The sequence below is a fragment of the Bradyrhizobium sp. ARR65 genome (genome assembly GCF_000472385.1).
Classification (GTDB): Bacteria; Pseudomonadota; Alphaproteobacteria; order Rhizobiales; family Xanthobacteraceae; genus Bradyrhizobium.
In genome coordinates, this window is record NZ_AWZU01000005.1 from 217,195 (window position 1) to 238,971 (window position 21,777).

Below are 21,777 nucleotides of genomic sequence, written 5' to 3' on the forward strand. Positions count from 1 at the left end.
TCAATTCCCGTTGTTGGTCAGTCCGATCACGCTGCGATGCGGACCGGAAGGGTCTCATAGCCCTTCACAAAACTCGAATAGACCCGCTTGGGTTCGTCCACCACTTCGATATTCTCGAAGCGCTTGAGAATTTCCTCCCAGATAATCTTGAGCTGCAATTCGGCAAGCCTCAAGCCGACGCAGCGGTGAATGCCGAATCCGAACGACAAATGCTGCCGCGGCCGCGCGCGGTCGATGATGAAGTCGTACGGGCGGTCGATCGCACCTTCGTCGCGATTGCCTGATACGTACCACATCACGACCTTGTCACCTTTTTTGATCTTCTTGCCGTGGAATTCGATGTTCTCGAGCGCGGTTCGCCGCATATGAGCGAGCGGCGTCTGCCAGCGGATCACCTCGGAGACGAAACTGTCGATCAGCGCCGGGTTGTCGCGCAGCTTGCGATACTGCTGCGGATACTGGTTCAGCGCATAGATCGAGCCCGACATGGTGTTGCGCGTGGTGTCGTTGCCGCCGACGATCAACAGGACGAGGTTGCCGAGGAAATTCTTCGGATCCATGTCGCGCGTAGCCTCGCTGTGGGCCATCATCGATAGCAGGTCGCTCCTCGGCGGCTGCTTGATGCGCTCCCTCCATAGCTCCGAAAAATAGTTTGCGCATTCCATCAGCTCGGCCTGGCGGGCGTCCTCGGTCTCGACCAGTCCGCCTGGCCCGGGAATGGTGGTCGCGATGTCGGACCAACGCGTCAATTTGCGGCGGTCGGCCCACGGGAAATCGAACAGCACCGCCAGCATTTGCGTGGTCAGTTCGATCGAGACCCGGTCGACCCAGTCGAACACCTCGCCGACCGGTAGATTGTCCAGGCATTCGGCGGAGCGCTTGCGGATATTGATAGCAAGCTCGTCCAGATGGGTTGGCGTGAACATCGGCGCCACGGTCTTGCGCTGCGCGCTGTGGCGGGGCGGATCCATCGCGATAAAGCTTTCGCGGCGCAGATCGGGCGCGACGTCGCGGATGGTGATGCCGCCGAGCGCCGATGCGGAGGAGAAGACCGCGTGATTGGTCTCGATATCCATGATGTCGTTGTACCTGGTCACCGACCAGTACGGGCCGAACATGCTGTCGTTGCAGTAATGCACAGGATCTTCGCGGCGCAGCCGGTCGAAATAGGGCCAGTGGGTGTCGGTCCGGAACAGCTCGGGGTCGCCGGGATCGAATTTGTCTAGCGGCAACGAAAGCGCGCGCTCGCGCGCCGCCTCCAGCCGCGTCTTATGCGCGAGATCGATCATCCCCTGCATGGCCGGCTCCCTCCTTTTGTCGACCGCCGATTCAAAGGGCGGTATTTTGAGCGAATTACAGCCCGTTGCAGGCCTTGGGGCAAGCTGCATTTGGCCGCATTCGGGTTGTGTTTAGACGCTGCTGATCGGTGCTCCCAGGCCATGGAATTTCCACCCGTGACAAGCGCCGATGGAGGGAATAAGCCTGTGGCAACGCTTGGCGAATTTTGCTGGGAGGCAGGCCGACCATGATCCCCAACGCTTATCGGACCTTCAACTTCGATCTCGGCGAAACCGCGGACGCCATCCGCGAGACCGTGCACGATTTCGCGAGCAATGAGATCGCCCCGCGCGCGGCCGAGATCGACAGAACCAACGAGTTTCCCCGCGATCTCTGGCCGAAATTGGGGGCGCTCGGCCTGCACGGCATCACGGTGGAAGAGGAATATGGCGGGTCAGGCCTCGGCTATCTCGAGCACTGCGTCGCGCTGGAGGAGATTTCGCGCGCATCCGCCTCGGTGGGACTTTCCTACGGCGCGCATTCCAACCTCTGCGTCAACCAGATCCGCCGCAACGGCAGCGAGGCGCAGAAGCGCAAATACCTACCGAAACTGATTTCCGGCGAGCATGTCGGCTCGCTCGCGATGTCCGAACCGAATGCCGGCTCGGACGTGGTGTCGATGACCACGCGCGCCGAGAAGAAGGGCGACCACTACGTGCTGAACGGCTCCAAGATGTGGATCACCAACGGTCCGATCGCGGAGACGCTGGTGGTCTATGCCAAGACGGATCCCAATGCCGGACCGCGCGGCATCACCGCCTTCATTATCGAGAAGGGCATGAAGGGATTTTCCACCGCGCAGAAGCTCGACAAGCTCGGCATGCGTGGCTCCGACACCGGCGAATTGGTGTTCGACAATTGCGAGGTGCCGGAGGAGAACGTACTCGGCGAGCTCGGCCGCGGCGTCAATGTGCTGATGTCGGGCCTCGACTATGAGCGCGCGGTGCTCGCCGCCGGGCCGATCGGCATCATGCAGGCCTGCATGGACGTGGTGCTGCCTTACGTGCACGAGCGCAAGCAGTTCGGCCAGCCGATCGGCACCTTCCAGCTCGTGCAGGGCAAGCTTGCCGATATGTACACCACGATGAATGCTTCGCGCGCCTATGTCTATGCGGTGGCAAAGGCCTGCGACCGCGGCGAGACGACGCGCGAGGACGCCGCTGGCGCCATTCTCTATGCCGCGGAGAAGGCCACTCAATGCGCGCTCGATGCGATCCAGTTGCTCGGCGGCAACGGCTATATCAACGATTATCCCACCGGGCGGCTGTTGCGCGATGCCAAGCTCTACGAGATCGGCGCGGGCACCAGCGAAATCAGGCGCATGCTGATCGGACGTGAACTGTTCGAAAAGACGGCGTGAGCGTGCTCTTATCCACTGGAGTCCCTTCCACTGGAGTCCCTTAGCTCGACGGCCGCTTGGTCAGTCTACGGCGGCGTGGCGGTCCATGCGTGGCCGCTTGCGGCCTTTTCGTAGCCGTATTGATAGAGCGCGCGCATATAGGCGGTATCAAATCCCGACGAATTGGATGTCGGGTAGTCCTGCTCAATATACGATAGATTGAAGCCGACGTGATTGCGCCGGGCGAATTCGTAAGTCGAAAAGACGATCGAGCGCGTTTGGGTCTTGGTGATCAGGCCGATGCTGCGCGAAGCGACATCGAGCGTGCCGTCTGGGACGACGGCAAAGTCTCGCTCGATCTTATTGTTGACGAGGATGTAGATCTTGAGGCGACGGTTTCTGGGCAGGGCGTGGCCCTGAAACAGCAGCGCGTCGGGCAGCGTCAGGACCGGGGCCGTGACGCCGCCGTCAACATGCATCTCCTGAAAACGCCTGCCTTGCGCCTCGGCTTCGATGAGAATCGGCGGAAACATCAGCGGGATGCTCGCGGATGCCGCCATCACGTCCCGAAACAGGTTCAGCGCCTCGGGCGAACCGATCTCGGCAATCTTCCCCATGTCCCAGATCGCGGTTCGCTGCGTATCGAGATCGGTGGTTACGACAAGCAACTGTCTGCCCTTGGTGTGCTCGCGCGCAACGGCAGCGAGCATGTCCGGCCCGACATAACGGGCGATCAGTTCGCGCAGGCGCGCATTGCCGAATAGGCCCGATCCGAACAGGGCCTGGAAGATCTTGGGACTTTCGAGAAGCGTTTCCGCGATCCCGCTGGTGTAGACCTCGCGCAATGTGTCATCATATTGCGGGCCGAGAAAGGCGAAGGGCGCGATCAGGGCACCCGTGCTGACGCCGGAGACGATGGTGAAGGTCGGGCGGGTGCCGGCCGCCGTCCAGCCGGCGAGGACACCTGCGCCGTAGGCGCCATCGGCGCCGCCGCCGGAGAGTGCCAGATAGGTTTCGGTGACGGCGGGATTCTCCTTGTCTGGGATGAATTTTGAGACCGGTTCATCGGTGTAGCGGCGCAAGCCGTCGATATCGAGCACATGGGAGGCGGCCGCCTCGGAGGCGGTGTAAGGGGTCCTCGGCAGCGATGCGCAGCCCATCAGGGTGAGTGCAAGGACAGAGGCGAACGCAGCCGACCGAACCAGGCGAAAACTCATTGTCGCTGCGTATCTCTGCGGGGCAGGGCGCCACGACCCATCGGGACCGACGCTGCCGAAAAGATTCCGGACTCGAATCAACTCTGACGGGGGCCGGGGCAGATTCGAGTCCGGCAGGTGCGGGGACTAATAGAACTATACTGTTTCGTTTTGATTAAGAAAGCAAGAGGGCTGCGCGCCTTATCTCGGCCACATTGTCGCGGTCGGCGAGGACGTTTTGGAGGCGTTTGCTGCCTGCGTTCAACGCGGTCTGCAGGCAGTACCCGGTCAGGATTATTCGGGCAGGTTGTTGACCCTGCTCACAAAGGCGCGCACGTCCGCGAGCGCGTCCGGCAGCACCGCCTTGACCTCTTCGATCGTCATGCCGGGCTTGATGCGCGGGTCGTAAAGCAGATTGAGAATGTACTGGTCGTAGACGTCGAAGAAGCCCATCGACACCTTGTCATTGAACATGGTCCAGGGCACCGAGCCAGTGTCGTTGATCGGTCCCAGCGCCTGCAATAGTTCCTCATAGGCGCAGTCGAGAAAGACGAAGTCGCCGTTGTCGACCGTAAGGATCACGTCCGAATGCTCGATTTCGTAGTTCTCGTTCTTGCGGAAACCGGAGAGGCATTGCGGATCGAGCGAGGTCTTGATCTCGTGCGCCCGCTCATTGCCGTAGAGGCTTGCGAGGGTGCGATAAAGGTCGCGGTCACGCACCAGGCGTACCTCGACCGACGCGCTCGTCCGGCTCGCGGTCATCGCGATATCGAGATGTTGAACGTGGGTGGCGATATCGGCAACGACCCTGGCCAGCTCCGCCTTGCGCTCGGCGCTGGCGCCTTCCGCGAACACCCGCACGGGCCCGGCATATCTGCGGATGCGATCGACGCGGCCGGCGAGCTGGAATTCGGCGCCGAACGCGGTCTTGAAAAATCCCTCGACGATCTCAGCGTCGCTGAAGCTCGTTCGCGCAGTACGCTTTTTCGCGGCGACGGTGGCGTTCTCGGCCGAACGCGCCGGCAGATCCGCTGCGGCGACGGACGCGATCGCGGTCAGGGCGGCGGCGAGGCGGCGCAAGCTGCGGGAGGAAACGCTCATGGCCCGGCCACGCTGCCGCAAGCGACGCCTGCACGCAAGGCAGGCCTCGCGGATCGCAGCGCGATCAGTTCTTGACGATGACCGTGGCGCCGACGGAGACGCGGTTATAGAGATCAACCACGTCCTCATTGGTCATGCGGAAGCAGCCGGAGGAGACCGCCTGGCCGATGGTTTCCGGCTCGTTGGAACCATGAATGCGGTAGAGCGTCGAGCCGAGATAGAGCGCGCGTGCGCCGAGCGGGTTCTCGATGCCGCCGACCATGTGACGCGGCAGGTCGGGCCGACGCGCCAGCATCTGCCGCGGCGGCGTCCAGCTCGGCCACTCCTTTTTCGCGGAGATGCGATGCACCCCGCCCCAACGGAAGCCGTCGCGGCCGACACCGATGCCGTAGCGCAGCGCCTGGCCGTCGCCCAGTATCAGATAAAGCCGCCGCTCGGGCGTGTTGATGATAATTGTGCCCGGCGCGTAGTGCGTCGGGTAGTATACGGTCTCGCGCGGGATTGCGCTGGCGCCTCCGCCGAAGAAATTCGGGCCGCCACCCATGATATCGCGTGAGTCGACCCACTGAGCCTGAGCATGACTGGTCGCCGCCAAGAGCAGCGCCGCAACGATTCCGACATGAATCCGCATCACTCGCCCCTTGAAAACTCCGTGCAGAAAAAACAGGCCATAATCGCGCGCCGTCCGCAAGCCACGGCCGCGTGAGAACGAAAATTTCGCAGATTGCCGTTAATTCGCACCAACAACGCGTCGGCGTGCACGCGCGTCCCGCGCTTGCACTGGGCGCGGTGAGGTCTTCTCCGCCTGACCCGTTTCTCCCAAGATTGCGTTAGTTAAAATGAGAATCAGTTCGCTGCCGTTGGGCTGCAATGTCAGCGCCCCCTTTGACGAAAGCTGCGAACAATGGTTGATCGTCGACGAGATCGGCAAGCGACCTTGCGAACGGGAGTGGAACGAATGAACGGTGCGGAAAGTCTGGTCAGAACCCTGGTGGCAGGCGGGGTCGACGTCTGTTTCACCAACCCGGGCACCTCCGAGATGCACTTCGTCGCCGCGCTCGACCGGGTCGAGGGCATGCGCTGCGTGCTCGGCCTGTTCGAGGGCGTGGTGACCGGCGCAGCCGACGGCTATTTCCGGATGAAGGGCAAGCCGGCCTCGACGCTGCTCCATCTCGGGCCCGGTCTCGCCAACGGCCTTGCCAATCTGCACAACGCCAAGAAGGCCCATTCCGGCATCGTCAACATCGTCGGCCAGCATGCGACCTATCACATCAGCTACAACGCGCCGCTGACCTCCGATATCGAAGGGTTGGCGCGGCCTATGTCGGCCTGGGTGCGCACCTCGCCGGACGCGAGATCGGTGGCGGCCGACGGCGCGGCGGCGATTGCCGCCGCCAAGAGCTCGCCGCCGCAGATCGCGACCCTGATCCTGCCCGCCGATACCGCCTGGAACGAGGCCGAGGGCATCGCGCAGGTGCCCGAGAGCAATCAGCGCGTCAGCTATTCGCCGCAGGCGGTGGAGCAGGCGGCCAGGATCCTGCACGGCGACGGCGCCCACACGCTTCTATTGGTGACCGGCAGTGCGCTCACCGAGCATGGCCTCGCGCTCGCCCAGCAGATATCGGGCAAGACCGGCTGCAAGGTGATGGGCCAGACCTATCACCCGCGCATGGCGCGCGGCCGCGGCCGCTTCTCGATTGACCGCATCCCTTACGTGATCGAGAGCGCGCTGCCGATCTTAAAGGATTTCAAGCACATCGTGCTGGTCGAGGCGAACGACCCCGTTGCCTTCTTCGCCTATCCGAACAAGCCGAGCATGCTCAAGCCCGAGGGCTGCGAGGTGCATCGCATGACGGCATGGGGCGAGAATTCGGTTGCGGCGCTGGAAGCGCTTGCCGCCGCGCTTCACGCCAGCCCGCATGACGTCAAGCCGCAGAAAGTCGCCGAGCTCATCAAGCCGACCGGCGCGCTGACGCTGACCTCGATCGCCCAGGCGATCGCCTGCGCGATTCCCGAAAACGCCATCGTGGTCGACGAATCCATCACCACCGGGCGCGGCTTCTTCCCGCCGACCGCGGCGTCCGCCCCGCACGACTGGCTGCAGAACATGGGCGGCTCGATCGGCTTTTCGACGCCGGTCGCCACTGGCGCCGCGGTGGCCTGCCCGGACCGCAAGGTGATCTGCATGGTCGGCGACGGCAGCGCCATGTACACCATTCAGTCCCTGTGGACCCAGGCGCGCGAGGGGCTGGATGTCGTCACCGTCGTGTTTGCCAACAAGATCTATCAGATCCTCCGTGGCGAGTTCGACGGCGTCGGCGCCGGCGAGCCCGGCAAGCGGGCGCAGGACATGCTCAAGCTCGACAGGCCGACGCTGGATTTTGTCGCGCTCGCCAAGGGCATGGGCGTTCCGGGCCGCGCGGTCACGACGGCGGACGAGTTCAACAAGGCATTGGAGGAAGCGGTGCGCGAGCCCGGACCGCGTCTGATCGAAGTGCAGATGTAGCGATGCCGGCCGCGAATTGCGGTCGACAACGACGAGAACGTCATTGCGAGCCCAAGCGAAGCAATCCAGAGTCTGACCGAGAACCCCGGATTGCTTTGGAGCTTTTGCTCCCAGCAATGACGAGGGTGCATTTGGTCGGAGCCTGAATGCAGCCCGAACTGGATAAGCTCGTCGCCGCGCTCGAGGAATTTTACGCGCAGGAGAAATTCCTGCTGGAAAAGGATGCGGGCGAGCGCGCGCTGACGCATCGGCTCGCCGTGTATCTCGAAAGACAATATCCTGCCTGGCAGGTCGATTGCGACTACAACCGGCTGGGTGAGCGAACGCTGTTGTTGCCGCACGGCACGATCATCTCCACCGACGATACCCTCGGCAAGTCGATCTACCCTGATATCGTCGTGCATCAGCGCGAGGTTCCGAAGAACCTGCTGGCGGTAGAGGTCCGCAAAGCCTCCAATCACCAGTCCCTCGCGCACGACCAGCACAAGCTGAAGGCGATGACCGATCCGCATCTGTGGTTCGCTTATTGGTTCGGCGTGCTCGTGATCCTGGCCAGGAGGAGCGTCCTGGCCTGCGAGGTTTATGTCGGCGGCGAGATCGATCCCGTATTGACGACCTGGCTCGCAGGAGGCCTGAAGGACCGGGGTTTGGGTTCGTAGCGCGGCCGCTCCCAACGAAAAGGCCGCCTCGAGAGGCGGCCGCGTCGTCGAGACTTGGTCTTGGTCACTGCTTCTGCATGGTATCTTCGCCGCTCTTCTTGGCCGACTTCTTCGATTTCGTCGTCTTCTTCTTGCTCATCTTGGTCGTATCGCTCTTGGTGGTGTCGGTGCTCGTCGCAGCACCCTGGGCGAACGCAATCGAGGGCGCGAGAGCCGTCGAGGAGACGAAAGCGAGGGCGGCCGCGGCGATGATCAGTTTGCGCATACAAAATTCCTCCGTGGGTTGAGTTTTCGCGCCGGCGAACCTTAATGGAACCCGAAGCGCAAGAGTTCCAATCACGCAATCAGATATTTGTGAGATGATTTGTCGTGCATTTGATTTTGGACCCCTTGGGAACCGGCCGGCCCCGACGGAATTACCTTTGCGAGCAGGGCCCCGGGAGGATTGCCATGGATTGGCGACCGGCAATGATCCGCACCGATGCGCCGCCGACCACGCATGAGGATGACATGGCCTATGCCGCCGGCTGGACGATCAGCGGTCTGGCGACGCTAGGCACGATCATCGTGGTCTGGCTATTTGCGCTCTGAGGAGCGCGCATTCGGAGCTTAAAGTCCGTCTTCGCTTCCGCTGCGCTCCAGCTACGCCGGACACGCTTCGTTTTGACGGTCTTCGCCTGGGCTGCACCACCCGTAGCCCGTCAGGGCGAAGTGTCGTGGGCGCACAAGGGATCGAACCTTGGACCTCTCCCGTGTAAACCACAATCCATAGAGCATCGCAAGCCAAATTCCGCCACAGTAAAGGTGCAAAAACCCTCGTAGCACAAGGGTTTATTGCCATGGGCCGCCATACTGGCCCATGGCAGTCCTTACCACATTTTGTATGCCCCGGCTCTGCCCCCGGCAGGTTTTTCCCCGGGGGCACACAGAGCTGGGGAACGCAGAGAGAACGGCCTGTGATCCGATTCTCGAGTCTCCCTCGATGTACCTCGGGGCAGACGGCAGAAGGGCGGCAGCGGTGGAAAAAAGCGTGAAAGGTCTAAGCGCCGAGGTGGCGGCGAGCTACATGAAACTCACTGACGCGGCGATCCGTGCCGCCACGCTGCCGTCGGGCAAGTCGCAGCACTATCTGCACGACACAGAGCAGCCAGGGCTCGCGATCGTAGCGCCATTTCAGCAGGTGGTGCGGATCGCGCCGCCACTGCTCAAGCGCTCCGGGCGTGCGCCGGATGACCGCGGCCGCCTCTAGTGCCGTCAAGTTAGAGCTGCCCGGCAGCGTATCGATGTCGAACGTCGCAGGCGGCGGCATGCCACGGTTTTTCCGAAGAGGCTTCGCGGCACGCGGCATGTTCCTGCAAGCGTGCGACCCAAATGCATTCATTCCGGTCTTTTCGTCTACGCCATCCATGCCTCCGCCTCGAACCATGTCGGTCTAAGGCAATTAGATCGAAGCCTTTTCTAGAAAAAAGAAATCGAGAGCGGCGCCAACACGTCTTCCGACTTGCATGGTGCCATGGAAGGTGATCGATGGCGTTCGGCATATTCACGCCCCCGGTCGGGCTGTCGCGCGAGATGGCAGCTCCGAAGCCGGTCAGACTCGTCTCGCTATCGTCGTTGCAGATCTGGGCGGCGCGCTCGGCATCTGGCGTTCGAGCGCATGTGCAATAGAGCCACGGCAATGCGGTCGGAAAAACGTCGCCTTCAATGCCACGGTGAGGCCGAAATGGCCGGGTGCTTTCGCAGTGATCCCAGACCTTGTCGATCAAAGGCCCGAGTTCAGCGACCAAAGCCGAGAACTCGGTGAGGTCGCCGGCGAAGGTGTTTCGACGCTAGCGGTTCTTGAGCTATTGCTCGGTTGAGCGGCAGCTTTCAGCGAATACTCGTGAGGCGTACCGCTACGATCTAGCCGACCTTCGCAAGCGGAATCCGGTCCGCTTCAAGAGTGCGACGATTACGACGGAGATGTTACGCAAGTATCTTGAGGATATGACCACCTCGCGCAGCTTGTCGACGAGTACGGTCCGGCGGCGGATCGCCCGCCTGCGCTCTTTTTTCCGATATCTTGAAATGAGCACGTCTCTGCCGATCCGTTTACGGAATGACGCCTAAAACTTCCGCGCCGAAGGCGCCTTCCGCGCGCTCTCTCGCGTGATGAGGCCGGTCAGCTGCTCTCGGAAGGATGTCGGGCAAAAGGTGACACGCTCGCGCGAAATAGAGCTTCGGCTGATGGTTGCCACGGGCATTCGCGTCGGCGAACTTTGCAAATTGTGGACGAATGACGTTTGGCAAGATGGATCGGCGCTGCGGGAGGGATCCCGCGATCGGTTGGTCTATGTGGCTGATCCCAACTTGCGACGGGAATTGACAAAGTGGGTATCCTCGCGACCCGGCTTCTCGGGGAGCCAGGACCTCTCTTCGTCAATCGGCGGGGAACGGAGCTTGGGCTTCATTCCGTTCGCTCGAAGCTGCGGGTCGTTGGAGGACAAGCCGGCATAAAGCGCGGCGTAACCCCCATATGTTGCGACATACCGCTGCGACGCTTCTCAAGAAGACGGAGTAGACATCAGAGTCGTTCAAAAATTGTTGGGACACTCGAGCATTGCGACCACGGGAATCTACACCCATGTGTCGAACTAAACGCTTCGAAGGACTCGTGAACGGGCGCGCGTGCTAGGCCGTCGCGGCATGAAAAGGCGGCGGCGCCCGAGGGGCGTGCGATGATCTTGCGACGAATGCCCATTTTCGGCCGGGTAAAGCCGGTGGTGCGACCAGTAAGTCATTGATTGTTCTTGATCCGTCGCTATCTCTTAATTAGCAGCTCTGTCGGAAGTTTCAGATGCTTATGCCAAGACGCGCTCATGCATGATGGCGCGAGCGCCGAAGATCACGCACACGCCGCCGGCGAAATAGACGACGAAGCCGACTTCGACAGCAGCTGACGGAAATCGCGACCGCTGAAGGAAAGCTAGCCAGAAGCGAATTCTGCGCCGAGTAAAGGGAAAGCAGCTTCCTCAGATTGCCACGATCGGCACTTTATTATCGTTCGCACTGTCCTGTCCGCATTCGCCACCGGATCGAGGAGCGTGCCGTGAACATCGTTGATGTGAGACCCACCGTCGAAGCGCCGGACGATGATCCCTATCTCTGGCTTGAAGAGAGGGAGAGTCCTCAAGTACTGGCCTGGGTCGAGGCGCAGAACGCCGCAACAATGAATCGGTTCGCCGACAGCCGCTTTGCCGCTGACCGCGACGCGCTCAAACTGATTTTCGACCGGCCGGACAATATCCCGTTTCCCAACCGGCGCGGCAAGAAGCTGTTCAATCCCTGGCAGGACGCCGAACATCCACGCGGTTTGTGGCGGACGACATCGCTTGAGAGTTTTCGAAGCGAGGCTCCGGAATGGGATATTCTCATCGACGTCGACGCGCTCGCCGCGAGGGAAGGCGAAGATTGGGTCTGGCGCGGTGGGCTCTCGCTGCCGGGGACGCATGACCGAGCCATTGTTCACTTGTCACGTGGAGGCAAGGACGCCGTTGTCTTGCGGGAATTCGATCTCGTCACGCGCGAATTCGTTGCGGATGGCTTCAATCTGCCTGAGGCCAGGAGCCAGGTTGCGTGGTTTGATCGCGACACGCTGCTGCTGATGTCACCGCTCGGGCCCAATATGGCAACGAGCACAGGTTTGGCGCGCACAGTAAGGCTTTGGCGCCGCGGAACCGATCCACTGGCAGCCCCTGTGATTTTCGCAACGAAAGAAGACTATCTGGGGACCTGGGCCCAAGTCGATCGCGATGCCCCGGAGGAGCGGATTTGGTTTGTTGAGAAGCCCGGCCTGATCGATACCGATTATTGGATCGGCAACCGCAGCGGAGCTAAGACCAAAATCGACGTTCCGCCGGATGCCAACATATGGGTGCACGGCGATTGGCTTGCCGTGAAGTTGCGGACGACCTGGACCATCGCAGGACAAACCTTTGGGCCCGATAGCCTCATCGGCATTCACTTTGCCGCGTTTCTGGCCGGCGGCCGCCAGTTCGCAAAGCTGTTCGAGCCAAAGGAACGGCGCGCTTTGCAGACGTTGTTCTGGGCCGGCGATCGGCTGGTCTTGAGCATTCTGGATAACCTCAAGCCTTCCTTTGAGGCGCTGACCCCGAACGATGGCGTTTGGGCGCGCGAGACGCTCACAGGCCTGCCGGAGCTTGGCTCCGCAAACGTCTGGCCCTTCGACACCGAAGAAGATGAAAGCAATGGCGACCTTCTTGGCATTGCGCACGATCCGCTCACGCCGCCATCGTTGTTCCTTATCGAGCCCAAAGCGCCACCCGTTCTGTTGAAGCAAGCGCCGCGCGCTTTCGATCCGGCCGGGCTCACCATCACAAGACACGAGGCGATATCGAGCGATGGCGTCCGCATTCCATATGTCCAGGCCGGGCCGCCTGGCGAAACCGGCAACGCCCCCGTGCATCTTTACGGTTATGGCGGGTTTGGACTCTCCATGCCGCCCTTTTATAACGCCTCGCTTGGCAAGCTCTGGCTCGAACGCGGCGGCACATGTGTGATTGCGCATTTGCGCGGCGGGGCCGAGTTTGGCAAAGACTGGCATGATGCTGGACGTCGCGAGGGCAAACGGCTTTCGCATGATGATTTCGCAGCGGTTGCCGCCGATCTTGTCGCGCGCGGGGTGACACGGCCTCAGCGCATCGCAGCCGAAGGCGGATCGAACGGGGGTCTGCTCATTGCGAACATGCTGACCCGCTATCCCGAGCGATTCGGCGCCTTGCTCTGTGCTGTGCCGGTCATCGACGTCCGCCGCAGCAAGAACCTGCTGGTGAGCAATGTCGGGATCGATGAATATGGCGACCCGGACAAACCAGAAGACTGGAAGTTCTTATCGGAAATCTCGGCCTATCACGTTGCCGCCCCTGGAAAGCCCTATCCGCCGATCCTGCTGACGACAAGCCGCGCGGATGACCGGGTTCATCCCGCTCATGCGCGAAAGATGGCGGCCAAGCTACAGGCCATGGGCTATGAAGCCTATTTTTATGAGCCCGCGACGGGCGGCCATGGCGCTGGCAAAGATAACAGCGAACGGGCCGCCCTTCAGGCTCTTGGTTGCACTTTCCTCCGCCGCGCCATCGGTTGGGACACCGATGATTCCGGTCCGAGCTAAGGCGCGTAGTCATAAACGACGTTCTGTAAGCGAAGCTCTGATGATTTCCGTTTTGCTCCGAAAGCCGCGCGAATTGTTGCGCGGCGGCGAAATGAAGCGATAGGTCAAAGCGCAAAAAGCTCAGTATAAGCAAATCTAGTCCGCCATGCCCCTCTGAGCGGACCTGCATGTGAAATGTCGCAACCTTCGCTCATGTGCCAACAGGTGCTATCGGAAATGAAAATAGGCCGCCGACATAGGCGGCCTTACCTCTTCTGATGGTCCGACATCAATCCAAGGGGGGTTATTGGTGGGGCCGAGCTCTTCTCAGCGAAGGTTCTGGGCCTCTTTTGGGCAGCCCCACGATGCGGGACCATTCACCGCTTATCCGGCTTCCGTGAGCTGGCCTTGCGTCGCGCCTCGATCTCCTCGCGCGTCGCCGCGTAGATCATGTCATTGTAGTCGGAGGTGATCTCCTCATGCAGGCGCTCGGGCGCATGCGCCAGCAGGTCGCGGTCTTGCGGACCGTGCAGCGCTGGACTGGGACGCCGTCCCATACGACGGCGATCGCAGCCTCAAGCCCCGGCGTGCCGTCGACGATAACAAATTTGGGCCGCCGCAGTCCACGGCGGACTAGATCGTCGAGCACGGCCGGCCAGGCTTCGGTGCTCCCGCTGCCCATGGCCTTGACCGCGAGCAAGATCTTCGTCCGCAAGCACGCCGATTACAGTTATGCGCTCAGCTAACCTGAATAGAGCGCGGCTTGGCTTTTTCGGCGAACGGCAGCATGAGCGACAGCACACCGTCATTGAGCTCAGCGGCGATCTTGCCCTGGTCGATCTTGTTGGAAAGCCGGAAGCTTCTCGAAAAGTGGCCGACATTGTATTCGGTATACAGGGGCTGCAAGCCCTGGTATTTCGAGAAGTCGAGCTTCCCGTCGACCTTGAGCACGTCGTCCTCGACACGGATGTCGACGCTGTTCTTGTCAACGCCCGGCATTTCGAGGACGACATTCAGTCCGTCCTTCGTCTCGTAGATGTCAGCACTCGGCACGAATATCCGCGCCGGAATGGTGGTCTCTTCCTTCCTTTCGAGCTCACGCTTTTGCGCGACCTGCAGTTCCTGTTTCGAAGCCATGTTGTGCCTCCTAGAACATCTTGCTCAACCAGATTTTCGCGGGCGACGGATGCATGTCGCTCAGGTAATCTTGATCGTGCGCGGCTTGTCGCTCTCAGCACGCGGAAGGAATAGCGCCAGGATGCCGTCCCGATACTCGGCCTTGATTCCATCTGGCTCGATTTGCACCGGCAATGATAGCGTGCGGTCGAACTCGCCAGAGACGCGCTCCCGACGGTGCAGGCTTGCCTCCTCGGGGTAGCCGATCGTCTTCTTGCCGAAGATGCGGATCGAATTCTCCTGGGCCTGGATCTGCAGGTCGTCTTTGTTGACGCCCGGCAGCTCAATGATGGCCAGGATGTCGTCGCCCTGCTGGAACACGTTGATCGGCGGGAACGGGCCGCGACTGGGAGTCAGATCCTGCAACCAGTCGCTGGACAGGGTCGCTTCAAGGGAGCGTTGGAGATTGAGCAGCGTGTCGAACGGATCAGCAAATCCTATGATCATGTTTGAACCCCACGGCACTTGTTGGCGGGGCGAGGAAGGCATCACATCGCCCCTCTGCGCGTTCATCTGGGTGGGGCTTTTGTCACTGTCAAGAGGCGAGTGCTAATCGCGGGGCCTCGAACGGGACGCGCCCCAACGCGCTACGGTTTTGGTAGAAGCGAGCTCGACGAGACTTTCGATCTCGAACCGCCGGAGCGGGAAGCTCAAAGCTTCCACCTCACGCGCACTATAAATCGAATCCGGGAGGACAAGGGATGGCTGCAGACTCATTGGCTCAGGTGAAGATGGGCACGGAAGCCCTCGCTCTTTGCATTGCAGGAGTTCTGTGCGAGCGCGATCCATCGCTTCTGCCCGCATTCCGAGAGAGCGTAGAAGTGCTTTATCACGTCCTCGATGACCGCGGAGACCACGAGGCGTCGGCCATGGTCGCTGCATTTGGAAGAGCGTTGGTCGATCCGGGTTTCAAACGCCCGTCGGCTTAAGGGAACGTGTTGAGGGCTGAGCTCTTGGGCTACCAGGATCGCTGCTTCCGAGAAGGTCGGTGTTGAAAATACACAATCCGGCTTCCAGTTGTAGTTTCGAATCAACTGACCGGAGCAAGACCGCCTGGGAGAAGCAAGATGCGCAGTCTTCTTTTAGCTGTCCTTGTCGCGCTACTGACGACAACTCATGCCTCGGGATCCGACAACCCGCGCCGGCCGACTGCCGCCGCGCGCTCGGCCAAGTCCTTGGACCAGCTCGTCCTTAGCACGGATCGCTCGGTTTCGCGCAAATACAGTCGCAAAGGGCACGGCATAGAGGCCGAACCGATCATCCCGGATATTTGCAAGGGTTGCTGACGGGGCGATGCCGCCGGCTCGGGCGGTCTATTGGTACGATCAGCGATTGAAATTCAATGTACGTCTGATCGGGGTCGATTGACGCTGTCGCGAGACCGAGACAGGCTGATGCGATGCTCGGCATCCCACACAGCGAGCAGGGCGCCAAAGCCAGCGAATGCGAGAAGAAACACGACTGCCGTCACGGTTCGCACACAGCAAATATCTGCGTTGGCCAATCGCGATAACTTCCGACGCAATGGCCGGCGGTCGGGGACGGCACGGCCTTTTCCGCCTTGGCGCCTTCGTGGCGGCCCGAGCCAGCCTGCGATTGGGTCGAGCGCATCAAGTATCTGGTTGGTGAGGCTTGCCGATGCAAGTATCGCCTGGCGCTGTGACACGCCTCCTGGATGTCGATCACTCAAAACCTCAGCATCGGCGCGTTTGCCGGAAGACGAACGCGCGTTTACCGCCGAGCCAGCCAATCGAGAATGCAGAGCTTGCGCGGCGATGAACGGCACAGCTACCGCCGCGCTGAAAACGTTAGCGAGCATGATCGCCATTACCGTTTCCGTGATCATGATGCCCAGTCCCTCAGTTCTGCCGAGAAGGGCCGAATTGGCCGGCCCCTGACGGCCTGTTGCTCCTAGAGGGCCATTTCGTTGGCGCCCGCGGAAGCGCCTTGGCCGGCTCCGTTCTTCTTCTTGGGTGCCTCAGCGACCATCGCCTCCGTCGTGATCAACAGGGCTGCTATGGATGCGGCATCCTGCAGCGCTGACCTGACGACCTTGGTTGGGTCGATGATTCCCTTGGCGAACAGGTTGCCGTACTCTCCCGTCTGTGCATCAAAGCCCCAGGCGTATTCCTTATTTTCCAGGATCTTTCCGAGCACGAGCGATGCTTCTTCGCCCGCATTCTCCGCGATCTGCCGGGCCGGCCAGGTGATCGCCCGCCTCACGGTTTCGATGCCATGGCGCTGGTCCTCGTTGGCGGGCTTGAGCTTGGAGAGCGCAGAGGTGGCACGGAGCAGGGCCACGCCGCCGCCAGGGAGGATACCTTCCTCGACCGCCGCGCGCGTTGCATGCATCGCATCATCGACGCGATCCTTGCGCTCCTTGACCTCGACCTCGGTTGCACCTCCCACCCGGATGACGGCCACGCCACCTGCAAGCTTCGCCAGGCGCTCCTGCAGCTTCTCGCGGTCATAGTCCGAGGTCGTCTCTTCGATCTCGGTCTTGATCTGCCTCACCCGCGCCTCGATATCGGACTTCTTGCCGGCGCCGCTCACGATCGTGGTATTGTCCTTGTCGATCATGACCTTCTTGGCGCGCCCAAGCATGTTGAGCGTGACTTTCTCGAGCTTGGTGCCGAGGTCCTCGCTGATGAAATTGCCCCCGGTGAGAACAGCAATGTCCTGCAGCATGGCCTTGCGACGGTCGCCGAAGCCGGGCGCCTTGACCGCGGCAACCTTCAAGCCGGCGCGCAGTCTGTTGACGACGAGCGTCGCCAATGCCTCGCCTTCCACGTCCTCCGCGATGATCAGTAGGGGCTTGCCGCTCTGAACCACCGCCTCCAATAGCGGCAACATCGACTGGAGGCTCGAGAGTTTCTTTTCGTGGATCAGGATGTAGGCATCCTCGAGCTCGACGCGCATCTTCTCGGCATTCGTCACGAAATATGGCGAGATGTAACCGCGATCGAACTGCATCCCCTCGACGACTTCGAGCTCGGTCTGAAGCGACTTGGCTTCCTCAACTGTGATGACGCCGTCGTTGCCGACCTTCTTCATCGCGTCAGCCAAGAACCGGCCGATCTCCTTATCGCCATTGGCGGAGATGGTGGCGACCTGCGCGATCTCCTCGTTGGAGGTCAGCTTCTTCGAGTTCTTCTTCAGCTCCTCCACGACCGCGTCGACGGCAAGGTCAATTCCTCGTTTGAGGTCCATTGGATTCATCCCGGCGGCCACGGCCTTGGCCCCTTCGCGCACGATAGCGTGGGCGAGCACCGTGGCTGTGGTCGTCCCGTCGCCGGCCTGGTCTGAGGTCTTTGATGCGACCTCACGCACCATCTGGGCACCCATGTTCTCGAACTTGTCCTCAAGCTCGATCTCCTTTGCCACGGTTACTCCGTCCTTGGTAATCCGCGGTGCGCCGAAGCTCTTTTCGAGCACGACGTTGCGGCCCTTCGGCCCCAGTGTCACCTTGACGGCATTGGCGAGAACATCGACGCCGTGGAGCATCTTCTCTCGGGCGTCAGTAGAAAATCGAACCTCCTTTGCGCTCATCGTTCCTTCCTCCCGAACAATCCTGTTCTTCAATGTGATTAGGCGGCCTTCCTTGCGCTTGCGCCTTCTGTCAGCACGCCCAAGACATCACTCTCTTTCATGATCACGTACTCTGTCCCGTCGAGCTTGATCTCCGTTCCGGACCATTTGCCGAATAGGATGCGATCACCAACTTTGATATCGATCGGCGTGAGCTTTCCAGATTGATCCCGGCCGCCCGGACCGACCGCGATCACTTCGCCCTGTTGTGGTTTCTCTCGCGCGGTGTCGGGGATGATGATCCCGCCAGGCGACTTATCGTCGGCTTCGATGCGTTTAACGAGCACACGATCTTGCAGCGGACGAAACCTCATGGCTTCTTCCTCCCACCTGTCCAGTTGCCTAGCTGCTGCGGCTGGAGAGACCCAGCCGCTAAATCAACTGGGTTTGATAGCTGCGACTTTCAAGGGCCGGCCGCCCGTTGTGAGTTGTGTAGCCCCTGGAGTGCCCGTCCGGGAGAACCGGCCCAGCACCATCGGCAACCTGGGCGCGGACCGCTCGCTTGACGCGCTCGAAAGCGCGCTGCTCGATCTGGCGGATGCGCTCCCGTGAGACATGGAATTGTTGCGCGAGTTCGTCGAGCGTCTTTGGCTCATCGGCGAGATATCGCGCTTCGAGGATTGTGCGCTCGCGTGCAGACAGCGCATTGAGTGCCTCCGACAGCACAGCTTGCCGACGCCGAGACTCGTCAGCATCCGTCAGAGCGCTCTCCGGATCGGGCGAAGGGTCGAGTAGTCGGTCCTGCCATTCTTCGGTCGTCTCGTCATCACTGATCGTGAGATTGAGCGAAGCATCCCCGCGGATGCGCCGGTTCATCTCGATTACCTCCGGTGGGCTCACCTTGAGTTCTTCGGCGATGTAGTGGACCTGGTCCGGGTGGAGATCGGATTCATCAGCGGCTGAGATCCTGTTCTTGAGCTGGCCGAGCTTGAAGAACAGTTTTTTCTGGGCAGCCGTGGTGCCCATTTTCACCAGCGACCACGATCGCAGGATATAATCCTGGACCGACGCCTTGATCCACCACACCGCATAGGTGGTGAGCCGAAAGCCCATGGCCGGGTCGAACCGCTTGACGGCTTGCATCAAGCCAATGTTGGCTTCTGAAACAAGGTCAGCGATCGGCAGGCCATAGCGGCGATATTGCATCGCAATCTTGGCGGCCAGTCGAAGATGACTGGTGACCAGGTGGTAAGCGGCCTCGCGGTCGCCGTGATCCCGCCAGCGCCGGGCATAGGCTGTTTCTTCGGATGCCGTGAGTAGCGGGAATTTCTGAATTTCAGCGAGGTAGCGAGAGAGGCCTCCCTCTGTGGAGACAGAGGGAAGTGTTGCGATAGCCGACATGACGATCGCTCCTTCCTTCCGAAGTTGCAGGCGCGTGTGCCTATCGAGAGCTGGTCGCGGACTTGGTAGCGGCCTTGCTGACGACAGATCTGAACTTTCTGCGCAACTGCACAGGCAACTTTTTCAGGTAGGCTCTCGCGCTATCGAGATGACGGGCAGTCGCGGCGCCGCTTCGGGAAAGGAGCCAAGCCGATTGCCGGCCGAGCGCGCTGGTCAAATGGCTAAGGGCCCGGCTGGATTGCCGGGGAAGGATCGACAGATGTCCCATATCCATGTCCTCCAAGAGCAAAATGGGTACGAGCTTGTGCCGTCCTGCGTTTAGGACCCTTGCAGGCGTCCGGTCGCAGGTGAGGCGGCCCCATAACGCCGAAGAAGCAATATTGTTCCCGACGCCGATTGAGCGCGGTCGCTCAGTAGCGCAGCAATGCGCGCAACGGCGCTGTTGCCGCAAGAGCCTTCCGGGACTCGGGGGCGCGAATGAATGCGATCTCCGCCTTGTGCTCGAGCGCCTGTTGAAGCGCGGCTTCACCACTTCCAAGGTCGCCGACTGCGAGGTGGTACCGGAGATGCCGCTGCGTAGCCACAAAGAGTTCATCCAGGTGTGGAGTGATCACCTGCTGGAAGGCGTCTCGGTCGCCTTCCAGGCCCAGGCCGCAGCCTCCTCGGTTTGGCTGGACTGCATCGACGCCGGTGACCCCGTGTTCGGGACCTCCATCGGCGCCATGATCACCTCGCCCCTTTGCCTCCTCAGTTTGTCTCACGAGTAGTCGCGGCAATCGGCACGTGGCCGGCATGCCCGTTCGTTGGGGCCGAACGCGCCGCCAACGTCGCGAGCTGGAGCTCGGGCGTAGCGCGCTTGCGTAGCAGCTTCTGATAAACTCTCACGTAATCGGCGGCCATCCGGGTGGCAGAGAAGCGCTGCTCGAAGCGAGCGCGGATCGCCCTCCGGTCCAGCGCGAGCAGGGTTGGCATGGCCTGCACGGCGTGCTCGACGCTTTCCACAATGCGTCCGGTGATGCCGTCTTCGACGATTTCGGCGACCGACCCGCCGCGGAACGCCAGGACCGGCGTGCCGCATGCCATCGCCTCGATTATGACGAGGCCGAAGGGCTCTGGCCAGTCGATCGGAAACAGCAGTCCCGCTGCGTTTCCGAGGAATTCGGTCTTTTCGCTCTCGTTGATTTCGCCGATGAACTCCACCCCACCTCCGCCGAGCATCGGCGCGATGACCTCTCGGAAGTAGCTCTCATCGGCCTTGTCGACCTTCGCCGCGATCTTCAGCGGCAGGCCTATGGCTCGCGCAATCGCAATGGCGCGGTCCGGCCGCTTCTCCGGGGAGATACGCCCGAGGAAGGCGAGATAGCCGCCGCAGGGCTCGAAAGTCGGCTTGTGCAGATCGACGGGAAGACCATGATAGACGGTCGCCACGAAATTGGCCCGCGGCAGCGGCGCGCGCTGGGCATTCGAGATGGAGACGAGCGGCATCTCGGGGAAATGGGCGTAGAACGGCATATGATCGGCAAGGTCCTGCCGCCCGTGCAGCGTCGTCAGGGTCCGCTCCGCCTGGGTCCGAAACAGCGGAAAATGCAGATAGTCGACATGGAAGTGGAGGATGTCGAACTCCCCCGCGCGCTCGCGAACCTTGTCGAGCAAAAGTATCTGGTGAGGCAGGGGGTCGCGGACGTCGGGATCGAGCCGCAAGGCTTGCGGGGTGCAGGGGACGAGCTCGGCGGAAGTGATGGAATCCCCGCTTGCGAATAACGTGACCTCATGCCCTTGCCTGACCAACTCTTCCGTCAGGTAATACACCACCCGCTCGGTCCCGCCATAAAGCCGCGGCGGTACGCTTTCGAATAGCGGGGCAACCTGCGCAATCCTCATTCCATCCTCCGTGCTTGCATTTCAACTCGTGTGGCTCGGTGAGCCGTCCGGCATCGCTTTCGATCCATGCAGCCAAGCCGGACCGGCGCGCGGCAGCGCTATGAACCTGAAAGGAAAGAACTCGTTCCCGGAGATAACTCCGCCAGGCGGCGCGCCAACCTGTTGCCGATGTTTGACCGCGCTCGCTCAAGAACACGAGACCTTGGCGATCTTCTGGCTCTCACTGAGACCGGACGACGCGGCTCGGCGAAGCCACACAGCCGTTCCGGCGCTCCATGCCGTCGCCCGCGAGCGCCGGCGTAGACACCGCGCGCGACGAAGCATGGGGAATCGCTCGCCGGAAAGGATTCGAGAAGCGCCGCATCGACGACATCGTCCCTGAAGCCTGTCATGGTCACTCTCAAGGGTCGGTTGAGGGAGGGCCAGCCGGGAGCACAGGAGCGATAGGCGCAACCTCCAGACGCATCCCAGCCGGAGACACGAGAGAAGATGGGTGAGGCATC

Annotated in this window: 20 protein-coding genes and 2 pseudogenes; 9 read left to right on the plus strand and 13 right to left on the minus strand. The window is 61.3% G+C overall.

Annotated elements, in window-relative coordinates:
* Window positions 1-26: 26 nt before the first annotated feature.
* Window positions 27-1,298 (minus strand): cytochrome P450, encoded by a 1,272-nt coding sequence (locus F758_RS0108885; RefSeq protein WP_024507537.1) that lies wholly within the window; start codon window positions 1,296-1,298, stop codon window positions 27-29.
* 227 nt (window positions 1,299-1,525) lie between these two features.
* On the opposite strand from F758_RS0108885, the gene F758_RS0108890 reads away from it, so the two are divergent.
* Window positions 1,526-2,698, plus strand: a complete 1,173-nt coding sequence (locus tag F758_RS0108890; protein ID WP_024507538.1) for an isovaleryl-CoA dehydrogenase — start codon at window positions 1,526-1,528, stop codon at window positions 2,696-2,698.
* A 65-nt stretch (window positions 2,699-2,763) separates the two neighbouring features.
* Here the strand turns inward: F758_RS0108890 and F758_RS0108895 are convergent, their stop codons facing one another.
* From F758_RS0108895 to F758_RS0108905, 3 genes are all read right to left on the minus strand, one after another.
* Window positions 2,764-3,894 carry a patatin-like phospholipase family protein gene (locus tag F758_RS0108895; RefSeq protein WP_024507539.1) on the minus strand — a complete coding sequence of 377 codons (1,131 nt, stop codon included), beginning with the start codon at window positions 3,892-3,894 and terminating at the stop codon, window positions 2,764-2,766.
* A 273-nt stretch (window positions 3,895-4,167) separates the two neighbouring features.
* Complete coding sequence (locus F758_RS0108900; RefSeq protein ID WP_024507540.1) at window positions 4,168-4,974, minus strand: DUF2927 domain-containing protein; 807 nt, start codon at window positions 4,972-4,974, stop codon at window positions 4,168-4,170.
* Window positions 4,975-5,038: 64 nt separating this feature from the next.
* Window positions 5,039-5,605: a L,D-transpeptidase gene (locus F758_RS0108905; RefSeq protein ID WP_024507541.1), complete on the minus strand. Its 567-nt coding sequence runs from the start codon at window positions 5,603-5,605 to the stop codon at window positions 5,039-5,041.
* A 327-nt stretch (window positions 5,606-5,932) separates the two neighbouring features.
* Between F758_RS0108905 and F758_RS0108915 the strand changes: the two genes are divergently transcribed.
* Both F758_RS0108915 and F758_RS0108920 read left to right on the plus strand, forming a co-directional pair.
* Window positions 5,933-7,480 (plus strand): acetolactate synthase large subunit, encoded by a 1,548-nt coding sequence (locus F758_RS0108915; protein WP_024507542.1) that lies wholly within the window; start codon window positions 5,933-5,935, stop codon window positions 7,478-7,480.
* A gap of 146 nt (window positions 7,481-7,626) precedes the next feature.
* Window positions 7,627-8,139 carry a hypothetical protein gene (locus tag F758_RS0108920; RefSeq protein WP_024507543.1) on the plus strand — a complete coding sequence of 171 codons (513 nt, stop codon included), beginning with the start codon at window positions 7,627-7,629 and terminating at the stop codon, window positions 8,137-8,139.
* Window positions 8,140-8,203: 64 nt separating this feature from the next.
* Here the strand turns inward: F758_RS0108920 and F758_RS43495 are convergent, their stop codons facing one another.
* Complete coding sequence (locus F758_RS43495) at window positions 8,204-8,404, minus strand: hypothetical protein (RefSeq protein WP_024507544.1); 201 nt, start codon at window positions 8,402-8,404, stop codon at window positions 8,204-8,206.
* Between the two features lie 185 nt (window positions 8,405-8,589).
* Between F758_RS43495 and F758_RS50760 the strand changes: the two genes are divergently transcribed.
* The 5 genes and pseudogenes from F758_RS50760 to F758_RS0108950 all read left to right on the plus strand — a co-directional run bounded on the left by F758_RS50760 (window position 8,590) and on the right by F758_RS0108950 (window position 13,309).
* Complete coding sequence (locus F758_RS50760) at window positions 8,590-8,730, plus strand: hypothetical protein (RefSeq protein WP_198026440.1); 141 nt, start codon at window positions 8,590-8,592, stop codon at window positions 8,728-8,730.
* 439 nt (window positions 8,731-9,169) lie between these two features.
* Window positions 9,170-9,388 carry a hypothetical protein gene (locus F758_RS51640; RefSeq protein ID WP_245286444.1) on the plus strand — a complete coding sequence of 73 codons (219 nt, stop codon included), beginning with the start codon at window positions 9,170-9,172 and terminating at the stop codon, window positions 9,386-9,388.
* A 590-nt stretch (window positions 9,389-9,978) separates the two neighbouring features.
* Window positions 9,979-10,248, plus strand: coding sequence for a site-specific integrase (locus F758_RS49360; RefSeq protein ID WP_157449914.1), 270 nt, complete (start codon window positions 9,979-9,981; stop codon window positions 10,246-10,248).
* Window positions 10,249-10,698: 450 nt separating this feature from the next.
* Window positions 10,699-10,776, plus strand: a pseudogene (locus F758_RS52740) (tyrosine-type recombinase/integrase); the annotation flags it as partial.
* Window positions 10,777-11,227: 451 nt separating this feature from the next.
* Entirely contained in the window at window positions 11,228-13,309 is a 2,082-nt protein-coding gene (locus tag F758_RS0108950; RefSeq protein ID WP_024507547.1) for a prolyl oligopeptidase family serine peptidase, read from the plus strand.
* A 371-nt stretch (window positions 13,310-13,680) separates the two neighbouring features.
* On the opposite strand, the pseudogene F758_RS47435 reads toward F758_RS0108950, so the two are convergent.
* The 7 genes and pseudogenes from F758_RS47435 to rpoH all read right to left on the minus strand — a co-directional run.
* A pseudogene (locus F758_RS47435) lies at window positions 13,681-13,970 on the minus strand (transposase); the annotation flags it as partial.
* Window positions 13,971-14,026: 56 nt separating this feature from the next.
* Window positions 14,027-14,425 carry an Hsp20/alpha crystallin family protein gene (locus tag F758_RS0108965; protein ID WP_024507549.1) on the minus strand — a complete coding sequence of 133 codons (399 nt, stop codon included), beginning with the start codon at window positions 14,423-14,425 and terminating at the stop codon, window positions 14,027-14,029.
* A gap of 60 nt (window positions 14,426-14,485) precedes the next feature.
* Complete coding sequence (locus F758_RS43500) at window positions 14,486-14,953, minus strand: Hsp20/alpha crystallin family protein (protein ID WP_198026441.1); 468 nt, start codon at window positions 14,951-14,953, stop codon at window positions 14,486-14,488.
* A gap of 850 nt (window positions 14,954-15,803) precedes the next feature.
* On the minus strand, window positions 15,804-16,292 hold the full coding sequence (locus F758_RS49370) for a hypothetical protein (RefSeq protein WP_157449915.1): 489 nt from the start codon (window positions 16,290-16,292) through the stop codon (window positions 15,804-15,806).
* Window positions 16,293-16,375: 83 nt separating this feature from the next.
* Window positions 16,376-18,013 carry a chaperonin GroEL gene (gene groL / locus F758_RS0108990; RefSeq protein ID WP_024507552.1) on the minus strand — a complete coding sequence of 546 codons (1,638 nt, stop codon included), beginning with the start codon at window positions 18,011-18,013 and terminating at the stop codon, window positions 16,376-16,378.
* Window positions 18,014-18,051: 38 nt separating this feature from the next.
* Window positions 18,052-18,366, minus strand: coding sequence for a co-chaperone GroES (locus tag F758_RS0108995; RefSeq protein ID WP_024507553.1), 315 nt, complete (start codon window positions 18,364-18,366; stop codon window positions 18,052-18,054).
* Between the two features lie 58 nt (window positions 18,367-18,424).
* The gene (gene rpoH / locus F758_RS0109000) at window positions 18,425-19,393 is read right to left on the minus strand and encodes an RNA polymerase sigma factor RpoH (protein WP_024507554.1); all 969 of its coding nucleotides are present in this window, start codon (window positions 19,391-19,393) and stop codon (window positions 18,425-18,427) included.
* Window positions 19,394-19,905: 512 nt separating this feature from the next.
* Between rpoH and F758_RS49375 the strand changes: the two genes are divergently transcribed.
* The gene (locus F758_RS49375) at window positions 19,906-20,160 is read left to right on the plus strand and encodes a hypothetical protein (RefSeq protein WP_157449916.1); all 255 of its coding nucleotides are present in this window, start codon (window positions 19,906-19,908) and stop codon (window positions 20,158-20,160) included.
* On the opposite strand, the gene F758_RS0109010 is transcribed toward F758_RS49375, so the two are convergent.
* Window positions 20,141-21,274, minus strand: a complete 1,134-nt coding sequence (locus tag F758_RS0109010) for a glycosyltransferase family 4 protein (protein WP_024507556.1) — start codon at window positions 21,272-21,274, stop codon at window positions 20,141-20,143. The two genes, F758_RS49375 and F758_RS0109010, sit on opposite strands and share 20 nt — an antisense overlap.
* Between the last annotated feature and the right edge of the window lie 503 nt (window positions 21,275-21,777).